The organism is Xanthomonas euroxanthea, from assembly GCF_903989455.1.
Taxonomy (GTDB): domain Bacteria; phylum Pseudomonadota; class Gammaproteobacteria; order Xanthomonadales; family Xanthomonadaceae; genus Xanthomonas; species Xanthomonas euroxanthea.
In genome coordinates this window covers 2,471,207-2,484,385 of the sequence record NZ_LR861803.1, presented here as the reverse complement: position 1 = coordinate 2,484,385, position 13,179 = coordinate 2,471,207, and the positions used below count along the sequence as shown (strand labels likewise).

Genomic DNA, 13,179 nt, shown 5'->3' with positions numbered 1-13,179 from the left:
GCGGTGTGCGCCCACCTCAGGTTTTCGGGAAGCGCTTGCGCGCACTGTCGCGCACATCGATATCGAAGGTCACTTGCAACGCCGTCTGTTCGGCGTGGCCAGCACCGGCGTCGAAGCTGAAGCGCAGTCCCTCGCGGCTGGGCAATTGCCGTGCATGGTCTTCCAGCGCATCGCGCGGCACCGACAACTGCCAATGGTCGGTGGCGCAGTTGCAGGCTGCATGACCGCCGGTCAGGCTCACGCTGTGGCGCACCAGGCGCGCGCCCTGCCCGCTCGGCAAGCGGCTCAGGTTCTCGACCGTGCGCCCGGCAAGCAACGCGGCCAGTTCGGCTTCGTCGATGCGAAAGCGCAGCTGCTGACCTTCAATCTGGATTTTCATGCGTGAGCTGACTCCACTGCTCGGGCGTATTGCAATTGACGAACGCGGCGCGTTGGCTGGCGGTGACAGCCACGCGATGGCAGTGCAATGCGGCCTGCAGGGCGCGCAATGAGCGTGACGGCCCGGCGCCGGCCATCAGCGCAGCGAGCGCCTCACGCACAGCACCATCCACGTACAGCCGCATCGGCAACATCTGGTCTTCGAAGGCAACGCAGCGCCGATGTGGCGGGGCCAGCAGCCGCTCCAGCAATGCCCCGGACAGCAGTGGCATGTCGACCGGGACCACCACCAGCGTCACTGCATCGGCCAGCCGATCGATGACGCTGGCCAGGCCGCCAAGCGGCCCCAGGTCCGGCTGCACGTCGGCAATCCCGGCATAGCCCGGGCGATCGCCGCTGATCACCACATCGCGCGCGCCGGCATCACGCAGCAAGGCCTGCATGTGCTCCAGCAATGGACGGCCGTGCCACTGCAGCAGCGCCTTGTCCTGCCCCATCCGCGAGGACCGGCCACCGGCCAGCACCACACCCGTCCAGGCAGACGTGGCACTCATGCCGCCCGCCCGCCGGCACCACATCGCGCCACGTGCCGGCGCACGCTCATGGCACAAGCGCCGGTGCGGCCGGCTGCAGATGGCCCAGCCCGAACACCTGCCCCGTCGTCGCGGGCGCGGCGCCAGCGTCCTGCGGTTCCAGCACTGCCCACACATTGGCCTGCAGCAACGGCGCCACGCGGAACGACTCCTGCTGTGGCAGGATCTGCACGCAGAGCACGCCGGCGGCGCTGCAGCTCAAGCGTGCGCGCAGGTGCTGCCGCCAGAGTGGCCGTGCCTGCATCGGCGTCTCCAGCGCAACCTGCAAGCCGCGCTCGACCGGCATGCCAAGCAAGCCGCGCAACGCCGGCTCGACAAAAAAACGCAGCCCGGCGGCGCTGGCCATTGGATTGCCCGGCAGGCCGACATACAGCACGCCGTCCTCGAAGCGCGCCAGCAACACCGGCTTGCCCGGCCGCACTGCAACCTTGTGGAACAGCACCGCCGCGCCATGCCGTGCCAAGGCATCCGGCACGAAATCGTAGCGACCGCGCGACACCGCGCCCGTGCTCAGAATCACATCGGCACCCGCATTGCGCGCCTGCGCAAGCGCCGGATCGAAGCCGGCAGCGTCATCGCCCACCTGTCCATGCCACACGACTTCGGCACCGGCTGCACGCAGCTGGCTGAGCAGATAGCTGCTGGTGCCATCGCGGATCTGACCAGGCTGCAGCAGCTGCGCCGGATCGCCGACCAGCTCGCGGCCGGTCGCAATCAGGGCCACACGCGGACGCCGCACCACCTGCACACGCGCACACCCGAGCGCGGCCAACAGCATCAGGTGGGCGGCGCGCAGCACGGTGCCGGCTGCGATCACGCGATCGTGCAAGGCCACATCTTCTCCGCGTCGCCGAATGTGCTGGCCGGCGCGAAGATCGGTGCGCAGACGGATGCGGCTGGGCCGTGGGCCATCATGCGCCAGCACGTCCACCTGCTCGATCGGCACCACTGCATCGGCACCCGCAGGCAAGCCGGCACCGGTCATGATTTCCCAAGCGTGGCCAGCCGCGATGCCACCGGCATCTTCACCTGCGGCAACGCTGCCGCCGATGACGTGTTCGCTGCCGGCGGTTGCACCGCGGCCGGCAGTGGGCAACGCAAATCCATCCATCGCACTGTTGTCGAACACCGGCAGCTCGGCCGGACTCGACAAGGCCTGCGCAAGCACCCGTCCCTCGGCATCGGCACTGTCCACCCACTCGCCGGCAAGCACGGCGATCTGCTGGTGGACAATCGCAAGTGCGTCGGCGTAGCTGATCATGAGCAAGGCACGGTCGAGCGATGGATGACCTGGCTAGGATACCGGCCCCCAGCGCGGCCGGTACAGGTATGGCGGTTGCGGCATCGCTGCGTCCTGCTGCACGCACATGCCTGTCTGGCCGATGGCGCGCGTCGCTTGAAGCCGCTAGAACGCCATGCCCACATGGCACCTCGCACTATTGCACGCCGTTCCCCACGGTAGCCGTTCCGCATGCAACCCGTCGACCTTGTGGGCTGGCTCGCCAGTACCATCCTGATTGCCACCTTGATCCGCCAGATCTACAAGCAATGGCGCTCGGACGCAGCGCACGGCGTGTCGCGCTGGCTGTTCATCGGCCAGATCAGCGCCTCGGTGCTGTTCATCCTCTACAGCTACCTGGTCGGCAATGCAGTGTTTATCGTCAGCAACGTACTGATCCTGCTGACCGCCCTCACCGGGCATGTGCTGCACCGGATCAAGCAGCGTCGGATGGAGCGTCGCCATGCAAGCGGGACCGGCTAAGCCTGCCGCATTATTCAGCGCGTTTCTTCGCCCGCTTGCGCGGCTTGGCGGGTGCGGTTGACGTGCTGGTGGCGGGCGGCGTTGGCGTCTTCTTCGTCCCGGTCTTGGGCGCCGTCTTCGCCGTCGGCTTGCGCACCGCAGCTGCCTTTGCGACGGGCCGTCTACGCGGCTTGGACACAGCCTTGGCCTGCGGTGCCGGCCCGGCTACCACGTCCGGCACACGCACGCTGATCCATGTCGGCGCGTGATCGCTGGCTTTTTCCAGTGCACGGACCCACTTGTCCACGCCGGCGTCCTGCAGTCCGGGCGCCAGGGTGCGATTGAGCAGCAAGTGATCGATGCGCAAGCCGCGATCACGCGCAAAATGCTGGCGAAAATAGTCCCAGAAGGTATAGATCGGCGTCTGGCCGTGGACGGCAAGCAGGCTGTCGGTCCAGCCCTGGTCGAGCAGGGCCCGGTACGCCTGGCGGCTCTCCGGCTGCAGCAATGCATCCTTGCGCCAGCCTTTGGGATCATAGATGTCGGCATCGGTCGGCACCACGTTGAAGTCGCCGATCAGTGCGACCGGGTGTGGCAGGTCCACCAGCGTCCTGGCATGCCGGATCAGGCGTTGAAACCATGCCAGCTTGTAGTCGAACTTCGGCCCGGGCTGCGGATTGCCGTTGGGTAGATACAGGCAGGCCACCACGACCCCGTGAATTGCCGCTTCGAGATAACGGCTCTGCGTATCGCCAGGGTCCCATGGCAACCCCCGGCGGATTTCCACCGGATCAGTGCCGCGCGCCAGCAATGCCACGCCGTTCCACGACTTCTCGCCCTGCCAGATCACGCCATAGCCGGCGTCGCGGATCGCCTGTTCCGGAAATGCGTCCTGCGTGGCTTTCAGTTCCTGCAAGCCGACGATGTCCGGTTGCTCGCGCTGCAACCATTCCAGCAAGTGCGGCAGCCGACTAGTGATGCCATTGACATTGAAGGTCGCAATCTTGCGGGTGGTGGCGGGCATGGGCGAACGGCCAGATGAGCGTAATGGAACAGCATCGCCGGCCTGGCATTAAGCGGATGCTCAAGCGAAGTGAACTCCGTCGCGTGCTGGCATCGGTGCCCACGCCTTGCAGACGATCAGCCTGTGCCGCCGGTCTTGACCGACACCCTCGAAATCTCGACCGCCCGTTGCAACGGCAACCGGGCGGTCAGTCACTTGCCGGTCATGCGCACAGGCCTCAGCGTCCAGTACCCTTCGTGCCGGCCTGCAGGGCCTTGGCTGCAGCCAGATGGTCGGCGACATGGCTACGCGTGGTCTGCAGATGCGTCAGCACCTGCGGCGTCTTGGCAGCGGGAATCAGCTGCTTGTCCAGCGCTGACAATGCATCGGTGTGGTCCTTGACCATCGCCGTGACGTAGGCGGCCTCGAATGCCTTGGCGTCGAGCTTCTGCAGCGTCGCCAGTTCGGTCTTGCCCTTGCTCATCTGCGCCTTGGCACTGGCAGCAGAAACATCCGGCGACCATTTGGCCAGCTTCTGATTGTTCTCGGTGTGCTCCTTGACCATCTGCATCGCATAGTCGCGCACGCCGCCTTGCACCTGCTTCTGCAACGCGAGATTGGCCGCGTTGATTTCGCTGGTATTGATGGCGCTCAAGGTGCCCAGCGCCTCGCGCTCCTTCGCGCTCGGCATGCTGTTGGCCGCCTGTTGCCGGGGGGCGGCCGGCATGTCGGCCTGCGTTGCAGTCTGCGCGTGCGCAGCGACGGTGACGCCCAAATACAGGGCCAGCGCTGCAAACATCGGGTGACGTGCTTTCATGAGAATCTCCACGCTAGAGGATGTGCCTCCATGCTGGACCTTCTCGCGTGACCCGATCGTCGAACCGGTGTCGACGATCGGAGAAAAAACCTTGCTGCACCGCACCGCACTTCACGTCAAGTGAAGGTCACGAAGTTCTTCTACGGCGTCGTCGGCTGCAGTGCGGTGCGCCAATGAATTCCGTGGCGATCGCGTATGGCTCGGATCATCGGACTGCGTGCAATCCTCGGCGGCCCGACACCCGCGTTGCGATCGAGCGCAGGACGCACACGCGCCGCAGGCTCGAGCCTCCATCGGTTCCGCGTGGCGGCCTGACGCTGTGCTGGCAGCAATTGCATGTCGACACTGCGGCGCCAGGCTGAACCGGTGCAGGCACCGCTGCGGGCAAGCCGGCGCTACAACTATGCCGCGCCGGCTTGCTGCCGGTCGATGCTGGAGATGCGCGGATCGGGCGTAGGCCAACCTAGCTCACCGCAGCGCCCACGCATCGAGGACCGCGGGCTCAGGCGCCGGGATCCGCAGGTCCAAGCTGATTGGCCGCCAGGATCTCGTCGATCCGCTTGACGATTTGCGCCGCCTGCTCCTGCGAGCCCGCGGCAGCGGTGATCTTCTCTGCACGTGCGTGGAAGACATCCCAGAAGTCGTCCGGATGCTGGCGACGCATATCAGGCAATGCATCGGCAAGTTGTTTCAGTTGCGCGTCGATATCAGGTGTCATTGAGGGTCTCCTTGTACGACCACGCTACCGCCGTGCTGGTGAGCCTGATGCCAACATGGCAATCCCGCGCATCGCATGCCCTGCGTTTGCGCGACAATGGCGCCATGAGCAGCCACGACATCTCCCCTGCAAACGCCCGCCTGCGCGCCCTGCAAGGCGCCTTGCTGGTCGATATCCGGCAGCTGCACGAGCGTGCCGGCGGCCAGGCCGAAGGCGCGTTGGCCATTGCGCAACGCGATCTGGAAACTGCACCCGCACAGCACCTGTCGGAGCAGGCGCGCGAGATCGTGCTGATCTGCCAGAGTGGCAAGCGCTCGGCACACACGGCGGAGATCCTGCGCGCGCAGGGCTATACGCAGGTGTCTTCGGTGCTCGGTGGCACCGCTGCATGGACGAGCGCCGGCCTCCCCCTGGTGCGCCCGAACCTGCCGCCCGACGAGCAGGATTTTCTCGAGCGGTATTCGCGCCATCTGCGCCTGCCGCAGGTCGGTCTTGAAGGACAGCAGCGCCTGGCGCGTTCGCGCGTGTTGCTCGTCGGTGCAGGCGGGCTCGGCTCGCCTGCGGCGTTCTATCTCGCCGCCGCCGGCGTCGGCCAGCTGCGGATAGTCGATGACGATGTCGTGGACCGCAGCAATCTGCAGCGCCAGATCCTGCATGTCGAGGACAGCGTCGGCATTGCCAAGGTCAGCTCGGCCGCGCAGCGCATTGCCGCGCTCAATCCACGCGTGCAGGTCCAAGCGCGGCAGGCGCGCGTGACTGCCGACAATGTCGACGCCTTGCTCGAGGACGTGGATGTCGTGGTCGACGGAGCCGATAATTTTCCTGCGCGTTATTTGCTCAACGACGCCTGCGTCAAACTCGGCAAGCCGCTGGTCTACGGTGCGGTACAGCAGTTCGAAGGGCAACTGAGCGTGTTCGATGCCGGCCGCAAGCGCGGCCAGGCACCGTGCTATCGCTGCCTGTTTCCCGAGCCACCGCCAGCCGAATTCGCGCCCAGCTGCGCCGAAGCCGGCGTGCTGGGCGTGCTGCCCGGCGTGATCGGCCTGCTGCAGGCCACCGAGGCGATCAAGCTGCTGCTCGGTATCGGCGACACACTCACCGGACGCTTGCTCAGCTTCGATGCGCTGGCGATGCGGTTCCGCGAGATCCGCCTGCCGCCCGATCCGCAGTGCCCGGTCTGCGCACCTGGCGTCGCATTCGCCGGTTATGCCGATTACGCCGCGTTCTGCGGCAGCGCAATCGGCTGAGGGCGGCGACCGAACGGACATCGGCGGCGTGGTTGCCGCCGATCCCCCGCGCGCCGGCTTGCTGCATGGACAGGCGATGTCTTCCGCTGCGTGTCGTCGCTCCCTCAGTGTCGCCGACACCATGTAACGCACCGTTGGCGGATGCGTGCGAACGGCACGGAAGCAACGGCATGGACCAGAAACCGGGGCACCTGCCGCATCGTGCAGCGGCCGCGCCCGCTGGCGTCAGGCACGGTATTTCCTGCTGGCGGCGCCTGGTTCACCAAGGGATCACAGCGCGTAGGGAATCACCCGCACGATCTCGCCCGCCTCGAAGCGCCGCGCCTGTTCTGGCAGCACGATCAGGGCATTGCTGTCGGCCGCGCCACGCAACAGATGCGATGCATCGCCGCGGTGCGGCAACGCGCTCAGACGTCCGTCTTCGCCGCACTCCAGGCGCCCGCGCAGGAACTCCAGGCGCTCGTGGCGTTTTTCCCACGGGCTTGCCAGCGCCGCATGCCAGGACGGACGCGGCTCGCTACGTCCCTGCAGGCCATCCAGCAACGGCACGCCGTAGGCGATCAACGTCGCCAGCACCGAGACGGGGTTGCCCGGCAGGCCCAGCACCAGGCAGCGGCCGATCTGGCCCAGCACCGCCGGCATGCCCGGGCGCATGCGCACGCGCCAGAAGTGGATGCGGCCCAGTTCGCCGATCAGTTGCGGCAGATAATCCTTCTCTCCCGCCGAGACGCCGCCGCAGGTGATCACCACGTCGAAGGCCGCAGCCGCATCTTCCAGCATCGTGCGGATACGCTGTGGATCGTCGGGCAGGGTCGGCCAGGCGGTCGGCGCATAGCCCAGTGCCCGCAGCTGCGCCATCAGCATGTCGCGGTTGCTATTGTAGATCTGTCCCTGCCCCAACGGCATGCCCGGCTCCACCAGCTCATCGCCGGTGGCCAGCACCGCAATGGTCGGCCGCGGCGCCACTGCAAGCCGCGACAGGCCCAGCGCAGCCGCCAGTCCGATCCGGGCAGGCGTCAACACCTGCCCGCTCTGTATCACCAGGTCGCCCGCGCGCACGTCGCTACCGGCCTGGCGTACCGCCGCACCCAACGCAGGCGCCGTGCGGAAGCGCACCACGCCATCGCGCTCCTGCGCATCTTCCTTCGGGATCACGGTATCGGCGCCATCGGGCAGCGGCGCACCGGTGGTGATGCGCAGGCACTGGCCCGCGCTCAGCGTGCCGGTCCAGCGCTCGCCGGCGAATTGTTCACCGACCAGTTGCAATGACGCATCGCCAGCAGCAGCATCGGCATGCCGCAACGCAAAGCCATCCATCGCGCTGTTGGCGAAGGGCGGCAATGCAAGCGGCGCGATCAGATCGGCAGCGCAGATGCGCCCATCGGCACGCGAGGTGGCGATGTTTTCGTCAGGCGGACGGCTATTGGCCGCAACGGCCTGCAGGATCTGCAACGCCTGCGCGTAGGGAATGCGGGAGGGATAGTCGGTCATGGCGCGCAGGATACCAGCGGGTAGCGCCGACACAGAACGGCGACCAGCACGATCGCCTGCTTCTCAGCGGCCATGGCCGGCACTCAGGTCAGCAGACATCGCGCGAACACCGCAGCGTCCTGGCGCGTTACCCAACCCGCGCTGCAGCTGGCATGCGACACATGCCAGGCCTTCGACGATGGCGCGCCGCGCCCGGCGCGGCAGCACTGCCTACTTGCCCTTGACGTGCTTCATCAAGCGCCGCTTGCGTGCCACCTGCCGTTCGGTGAGCGTGTTCTTCTTGCCCTCGTACGGATTGGCACCTTCGCGGAAGATGAAACGCACCGGCGTGCCGACCAGCTTGAAGCGCTTGCGGAAGAAGTTTTCCAGATAGCGCTTGTAGGACTCCGGCAGCACCTTCAGGCGCGTGCCATGCACGATGAAGGTCGGCGGATTTGCGCCCCCCGGATGCACGTAACGCAGCTTGGAGACGTGGCCACGGATGCTCGGCGGCGGATTGGTCTCGTAGGCGATTTCCAGCGCCTGGTTGACTTCGCTGGTGCTGAACTCGTGCGTGGCCGACGCGTGTGCGCGATGGATCGCCTGGAACAACTCGCGCATGCCCGAGCCGTGCAGCGCGGAAATCCGCACCGCCTCGGCCCAGCTGACGAAGCCCAGCTTGCGCGACAGCAGGTCTTCGGCCTGCGCACGCTGGTAGTCGCTCTGCCCGTCCCACTTGTTGATCGCCACCACCAGGGCACGACCGGCATCAAGGATCGCCCCCAGGATGGTCGCGTCCTGGTCGGTGACGCCTTCGCCGGCATCGAGCATCAGCACCGCGACCTGGCATTGCTCGATCGCCTGCAGCGTCTTGAACGCGCTGAATTTCTCCACTGCCTCCTCGACCTTGCCACGGCGACGCAGGCCGGCCGTGTCGATCAAGCGGTACTGGCGCCCGTCGCGGTCCATGTCCACGGCGATCGAATCGCGTGTGGTGCCTGGCACTTCCGAGGCAATCATGCGTTCTTCGCCGAGCAGGCGATTGACCAGCGTCGACTTGCCCACGTTCGGGCGGCCGACAAAGGCGATGCGTACACGTGCCGGGTCGGTATCCAGCAACTCGCCGGCACCTTCCTCGGGCAGGCGTGCGCCGACTTCCTCGAGCAGCTCGTCGATGCCCTGCCGATGCGCGGCAGACAGCGCCACCACGTCGGAGAAGCCGTAGCGCGCGAATTCCGAGCGCACGGTCTCCTCGTCGGTGCCGTCGATCTTGTTGATGACCAGCACGGTCGGCCGCGCCAGCTTGCGCAGCCAGGCCAGGATCTCGTCATCCAGCGAGGACGCACCTTCGCGGCCGTCGACCACGAACAGCACCAGGTCGGCTTCACCGGCCGCGGCACGTGCCTGGCGTGCGGTGGCGCCGGCCAGGCCTTCCTCGTCGCCGGCGATACCGCCAGTATCGACGACGATGAACGGGCGCTCCTCGTCGAGACGACAGACCCCGTAGTTACGGTCGCGGGTGACGCCGGGCTGGTCGTGGACCAGCGCGTCACGGGTGCGCGTCAGCGCATTGAAGATGGTGGACTTGCCGACATTGGGCCGTCCGACCAGGGCGACCAGGGGCAGCATCGCGAAGTCCTTATTGTGCCAACCGGAAGGCGGTGATATCGCCATCGGTGTTTTGTACCAACAGAATGCCATCCACGACGATCGGCTGCGCCAGCAGCGTGTCGCGTCCAGCGCGAGCGCGCGCGGCCAGTGCACCATCGCTGAGCTTCAGCCAGTGCAGATAGCCTTTGTAATCGCCGACCACGGCGTAATCGCCCTGGATGGCCACACCGGTCAGGGAGCGACGTGCCAGCGCGGCCTGCGACCACATCGCCGCACCGCTGCTCTTGTCCAGGCCCCACACCGAGCCGGCGTTGTCGGACACGACCACCATCGCGGACGACACACCGACGCCACCGGCGCCGCCGTGATCGCGCGTCCACAGCGGACGACCGCTCGGGCCTTCCAGTGCGAGAGTCTCGTTCTTGAAGCTGGTCGCATACAGCGTGGTGCCGTCGAGCACCGGCGCGCCGTCCACATCGGACATGCGCTCCAGCTCGGTGCGGCCTTCCGGCACACCAATTGCCTGTTCCCACAACGGGCGGCCGTCCTGCAACGCCAGCGCGCTCAAGGTGCCGCTATCGTTGCCGACGAACAGCACACCCGGGCCGGTCACGATCGGTGCATTGCCGCGCACCGACAGGGTCGGACCTTCTTCGGCATGGAACCAGCGACGCTCGCCGTTGGCTGCGTCGAAGGCAGTGACGCGACCATCGTTGCTGCGTACCAACACCAGGTTCTGTGCAATGGCCGGTGCAGCGATGACTTCGTTCGGCACCTTGGCCCGCCACTTTTCGGTGCCATCGGCCTGGTTCAACGCAATCACGTCGCCAGACAGCGTGCCGATCACCACCAGGCCGTCGCCGACGCCGGGGCCACCGGACAGGCGCTGCTTGAACTTGCGATCGTTGCGCTCTTCCTTCTTGGGCTTGTATTCCCACACGCGCTTGCCGGTCTGCAGGTCCAGTGCCTGCACGCCGCCGGTGATCGCCGAGGCGTACACCTTGCCATCGGCCACCGCCGGACGCTGACGCACGCCGATATGGCCTTCGCCCTTGCCCACGCCGGTGGACCAGATCTTGTCGACCTTGACCGACGGCTCGAACTTGACCAGCTCGGCAGGTTCCTGCGCCTTCTTGGCGGCAGCGTCCTTCCCGGCAAACCAGCCCTTGACGGTGCTGCAACCGGCCAGCGACACGCCCATCAGGGCGATCAATGCAATGCGCTTGTACATATCAACCTGCTTCATCAAATCGGCTCCGCCGGATCGGGCACCTTGCCGCCCACATCCATCAGCTTGGTTTCCAGCAAACGGCGCTGCGGCGAGGCCACGTCCACCGTGGTCAGGGCCTTGGCGTAGAGCGCACGCGCTTGATCCGGCTTGCCCTGCACCACCAGCGCATCGGCGCGGATCTCCAGGCTGGTGTGATCCTGCGCATCGGCCAGCAGCTTGATCGCTTCGTCCGGCTTGCCGCTTTCGGTCAGCACGCGCGCCAGGCGCTGCTGCACGATCTGCTTGAGCTCGCCTTCGGCGGGCACGTCGCGCAAGGTCTTGATCGCCTCGGCATGCTTGCCGGCATCCACCTGGGCCTTGGCCAGACGCAATGCAGCCAGCTCGGCGTAGATTCCACCCTTGCCGTCATCGAGCGCCACGATGTCCTTGGCCGCCTTGTCCAGGTCCTTGCCCTGGATGGACTTCACCACCGCCTCGTAACGGGTGTTGGCTTCCACCGATTGAGTGGCGGTGTGCTTCTGCCACCACTGCCAGCCCAGGATCAGGGCCAGGCCCAGTACGACGCCGCCAATCAGCCCTGCGCCATTCTTTCTCAACCAGGAACGAACGCGTTCGCCTTGTTCGTGTTCGTCCAGCAGATCGTCGATCGCCATGCGTACTCTCGCTCCGTCATCCCGGAGGCGCGGAACATCAATAGGGAAAAATGAAAAACCGCAGTCCGCTTCACTCGGAAGCAGGTACCACGGAGCCGTCGGAGGATACCGCAAAACGGGCGACGTTAGCGCGCTGGAACGGTCTCACGTCGACGATACTGCCGCCTTGCTGAACCTCTACCGCCGACGCGTTGCCCAGCACGACCCGGCCCACCTGCCCGGGCGAATAACTGCGACGCTCGCCGGCACGCACCAGTGCTTTTTCGACCGCGCTGCCATCGGGCGCCAGAATCTGCACCCAGCTGTCGCCACTGAAGCTCAACGACAGACTGCCGCCAGTGGCGGACGCCGCTGCAGGCGTCTCGACCTCCGGCGTGGCGCGCGGCACTGGCGTCATCGAGGCGATGTACGGGGCCGGCTGCTCGCGCGGCGCGCCGGCCGGCTGTGTTGCAGCGTTGGCCGGGGTGCCGGCCCTGGGCGTTTCGGGCATGCTGTCCAGCGACACCGTGCTGGGCACCGTGCCATCCAGGTGTGAGCGGGTCGCATACCACACCGGCACCGCGAACACGCCGGTGATCACCACATACATCGCCTTGCGCGCCGTACTTTCCAGGATGCGCCGCGCCCGCGGCGTATGCGTATGACTGACCAGCTTGACCGGCTCGATCGGCGCAATGGTGGCCTGCTTCAGCAATGGCTCCAGGTCCACATGCAGCAGGCGCGCATAGCTGCGCAACTGACCACGCACAAAGACCGGCGCGCCCAGGCGCTGCCATTCTTCCTGCTCCAGCGAGCGCACCACATGCGCCGGCATGCGCAGCTTGCCGGCGACTTCGTCCACGCTCAGACCTGCCGCTTCGCGCGCGTCGCGCAAATGCTGTCCGCAGCCCTTTTCCTGCTCGAAAGGGTTCGGATTGGAATCACTGATCACAATGCATTGGCCCCGGAGTTGGCGGTCGCTGCGTCAGGAAATTCCCTGACCAACCGCTGTTGGTAACGGCTGGCAGCTACCTTGTCGCCCAGCCCTTGCTCAATCTGAATGGCGAGTTGTAACACGGAAGCGGTTGCCGGTGCAGCCGCAAGCCGTCGTTCGATAAAGGCGCGCGCTTCGAAATAATTGCGACGTGTCGCTTCCGAACGCGCCATCGACTCGAGTGCGTACGGATTGAGTGGATCCAGTTCCAGCGCTTTCCGCAAGTCACTGGCTGCACGTTCCGGCTGCCCGGCCTTGAGCGCGCAACCGCCTGCATTGCCCAATGCAGAGGCGGGCGATGCGTAGTTTCTGTCGGTCAGGGCGCGATCGAACCAGAGCAAGGCTTCGGCCGGCGAGCCGTTCGCGCACAACCATGCGCCGTAATTGTTCAAGACATCGCCACGCTGGGGTGCAAGTTCCGCAGCCCGGCGGTAAGAGGCACCGGAGCCGGAAACATCGCCCTTGGCACCCTGAATCAGCGCGAGCAACCCAATGGCATCCACCGATTGGGGATCTTTCTTCAAGGCTGCACGGACCTGTTCCTCGGCAGCGGCATAGTCGCCTATCTGCAGCCGGTTATTGGCCAGACCGAGCTTTTCCTGCACCGCCAGACGATTCTTGGTTGCGTTGCTGTCGCGGAACGAGTGCACCTGCGCGACCTCCTCGACCGTCTGGACCGAGCCCGCCTTGGCATTGCGACCACCGCAGCCGACCACGCTCAGCGCGATCGCCGCGGCCGCCATG

General features: G+C 66.2%; 14 protein-coding genes. 2 read left to right on the top strand and 12 right to left on the bottom strand.

Features of this window, described 5'->3' with window-relative positions; translation table 11 throughout:
* Nucleotides 1-16: 16 nt before the first annotated feature.
* Genes H7A86_RS10545 through H7A86_RS10535 form a run of 3 tightly spaced genes read right to left on the bottom strand, consistent with a single transcriptional unit; the run spans nucleotide 17 to nucleotide 2,232 of the window.
* Nucleotides 17-379 carry a hypothetical protein gene (locus H7A86_RS10545; protein ID WP_119131986.1) on the bottom strand — a complete coding sequence of 121 codons (363 nt, stop codon included), beginning with the start codon at nucleotides 377-379 and terminating at the stop codon, nucleotides 17-19.
* Nucleotides 363-932, bottom strand: coding sequence for a molybdenum cofactor guanylyltransferase (locus tag H7A86_RS10540; RefSeq protein ID WP_119131987.1), 570 nt, complete (start codon nucleotides 930-932; stop codon nucleotides 363-365). The genes H7A86_RS10545 and H7A86_RS10540 overlap by 17 nt, the downstream gene beginning before the upstream one ends.
* Before the next feature lie 46 nt (nucleotides 933-978).
* Complete coding sequence (locus tag H7A86_RS10535) at nucleotides 979-2,232, bottom strand: molybdopterin molybdotransferase MoeA (protein ID WP_119131988.1); 1,254 nt, start codon at nucleotides 2,230-2,232, stop codon at nucleotides 979-981.
* A 210-nt stretch (nucleotides 2,233-2,442) separates the two neighbouring features.
* Here H7A86_RS10535 and H7A86_RS10530 point away from each other — a divergent pair, with 210 nt between their 5' ends.
* Nucleotides 2,443-2,733, top strand: coding sequence for a PQ-loop repeat-containing protein (locus H7A86_RS10530; RefSeq protein ID WP_115677146.1), 291 nt, complete (start codon nucleotides 2,443-2,445; stop codon nucleotides 2,731-2,733).
* A 10-nt stretch (nucleotides 2,734-2,743) separates the two neighbouring features.
* On the opposite strand, the gene xth is transcribed toward H7A86_RS10530, so the two are convergent.
* The 3 genes from xth to H7A86_RS10515 all read right to left on the bottom strand — a co-directional run bounded on the left by xth (nucleotide 2,744) and on the right by H7A86_RS10515 (nucleotide 5,250).
* Complete coding sequence (gene xth / locus H7A86_RS10525; protein WP_119131989.1) at nucleotides 2,744-3,736, bottom strand: exodeoxyribonuclease III; 993 nt, start codon at nucleotides 3,734-3,736, stop codon at nucleotides 2,744-2,746.
* A gap of 217 nt (nucleotides 3,737-3,953) precedes the next feature.
* Nucleotides 3,954-4,532 carry a DUF4142 domain-containing protein gene (locus H7A86_RS10520; protein ID WP_119131990.1) on the bottom strand — a complete coding sequence of 193 codons (579 nt, stop codon included), beginning with the start codon at nucleotides 4,530-4,532 and terminating at the stop codon, nucleotides 3,954-3,956.
* A gap of 502 nt (nucleotides 4,533-5,034) precedes the next feature.
* Nucleotides 5,035-5,250, bottom strand: coding sequence for a hypothetical protein (locus tag H7A86_RS10515; RefSeq protein ID WP_104648725.1), 216 nt, complete (start codon nucleotides 5,248-5,250; stop codon nucleotides 5,035-5,037).
* 104 nt (nucleotides 5,251-5,354) lie between these two features.
* On the opposite strand from H7A86_RS10515, the gene moeB reads away from it, so the two are divergent.
* Nucleotides 5,355-6,497 carry a molybdopterin-synthase adenylyltransferase MoeB gene (gene moeB, locus H7A86_RS10510; RefSeq protein ID WP_119132102.1) on the top strand — a complete coding sequence of 381 codons (1,143 nt, stop codon included), beginning with the start codon at nucleotides 5,355-5,357 and terminating at the stop codon, nucleotides 6,495-6,497.
* Nucleotides 6,498-6,767: 270 nt separating this feature from the next.
* On the opposite strand, the gene H7A86_RS10505 is transcribed toward moeB, so the two are convergent.
* From H7A86_RS10505 to pilW, 6 genes are all read right to left on the bottom strand, one after another.
* Nucleotides 6,768-7,988, bottom strand: coding sequence for a molybdopterin molybdotransferase MoeA (locus H7A86_RS10505; protein ID WP_119131991.1), 1,221 nt, complete (start codon nucleotides 7,986-7,988; stop codon nucleotides 6,768-6,770).
* Nucleotides 7,989-8,198: 210 nt separating this feature from the next.
* On the bottom strand, nucleotides 8,199-9,596 hold the full coding sequence (gene der, locus H7A86_RS10500; protein WP_016904421.1) for a ribosome biogenesis GTPase Der: 1,398 nt from the start codon (nucleotides 9,594-9,596) through the stop codon (nucleotides 8,199-8,201).
* A gap of 10 nt (nucleotides 9,597-9,606) precedes the next feature.
* Nucleotides 9,607-10,824 (bottom strand): outer membrane protein assembly factor BamB, encoded by a 1,218-nt coding sequence (gene bamB, locus H7A86_RS10495; RefSeq protein ID WP_166762003.1) that lies wholly within the window; start codon nucleotides 10,822-10,824, stop codon nucleotides 9,607-9,609.
* Nucleotides 10,824-11,462, bottom strand: coding sequence for a YfgM family protein (locus H7A86_RS10490; RefSeq protein WP_104648722.1), 639 nt, complete (start codon nucleotides 11,460-11,462; stop codon nucleotides 10,824-10,826). Before H7A86_RS10490 ends, bamB begins: the two co-directional genes overlap by 1 nt.
* Nucleotides 11,463-11,532: 70 nt before the next feature.
* On the bottom strand, nucleotides 11,533-12,393 hold the full coding sequence (locus tag H7A86_RS10485; RefSeq protein ID WP_104582653.1) for a helix-turn-helix domain-containing protein: 861 nt from the start codon (nucleotides 12,391-12,393) through the stop codon (nucleotides 11,533-11,535).
* On the bottom strand, nucleotides 12,390-13,178 hold the full coding sequence (gene pilW / locus H7A86_RS10480) for a type IV pilus biogenesis/stability protein PilW (protein WP_119128876.1): 789 nt from the start codon (nucleotides 13,176-13,178) through the stop codon (nucleotides 12,390-12,392). The genes H7A86_RS10485 and pilW overlap by 4 nt, the downstream gene beginning before the upstream one ends.
* Between the last annotated feature and the right edge of the window lies 1 nt (nucleotide 13,179).

Excerpts from the sequence above, each read along its gene's own strand:
- H7A86_RS10545 (WP_119131986.1), bottom strand. The coding sequence starts at position 379 with ATGAAAATCCAGATTGAAGGTCAGCAGCTGCGCTTTCGCATCGACGAA.
- H7A86_RS10540 (WP_119131987.1), bottom strand. The coding sequence starts at position 932 with ATGAGTGCCACGTCTGCCTGGACGGGTGTGGTGCTGGCCGGTGGCCGG.
- H7A86_RS10535 (WP_119131988.1), bottom strand. The coding sequence starts at position 2,232 with ATGATCAGCTACGCCGACGCACTTGCGATTGTCCACCAGCAGATCGCC.
- H7A86_RS10530 (WP_115677146.1), top strand. The coding sequence starts at position 2,443 with ATGCAACCCGTCGACCTTGTGGGCTGGCTCGCCAGTACCATCCTGATT.
- xth (WP_119131989.1), bottom strand. The coding sequence starts at position 3,736 with ATGCCCGCCACCACCCGCAAGATTGCGACCTTCAATGTCAATGGCATC.
- H7A86_RS10520 (WP_119131990.1), bottom strand. The coding sequence starts at position 4,532 with ATGAAAGCACGTCACCCGATGTTTGCAGCGCTGGCCCTGTATTTGGGC.
- H7A86_RS10515 (WP_104648725.1), bottom strand. The coding sequence starts at position 5,250 with ATGACACCTGATATCGACGCGCAACTGAAACAACTTGCCGATGCATTG.
- moeB (WP_119132102.1), top strand. The coding sequence starts at position 5,355 with ATGAGCAGCCACGACATCTCCCCTGCAAACGCCCGCCTGCGCGCCCTG.
- H7A86_RS10505 (WP_119131991.1), bottom strand. The coding sequence starts at position 7,988 with ATGACCGACTATCCCTCCCGCATTCCCTACGCGCAGGCGTTGCAGATC.
- der (WP_016904421.1), bottom strand. The coding sequence starts at position 9,596 with ATGCTGCCCCTGGTCGCCCTGGTCGGACGGCCCAATGTCGGCAAGTCC.
- bamB (WP_166762003.1), bottom strand. The coding sequence starts at position 10,824 with ATGAAGCAGGTTGATATGTACAAGCGCATTGCATTGATCGCCCTGATG.
- H7A86_RS10490 (WP_104648722.1), bottom strand. The coding sequence starts at position 11,462 with ATGGCGATCGACGATCTGCTGGACGAACACGAACAAGGCGAACGCGTT.
- pilW (WP_119128876.1), bottom strand. The coding sequence starts at position 13,178 with ATGGCGGCCGCGGCGATCGCGCTGAGCGTGGTCGGCTGCGGTGGTCGC.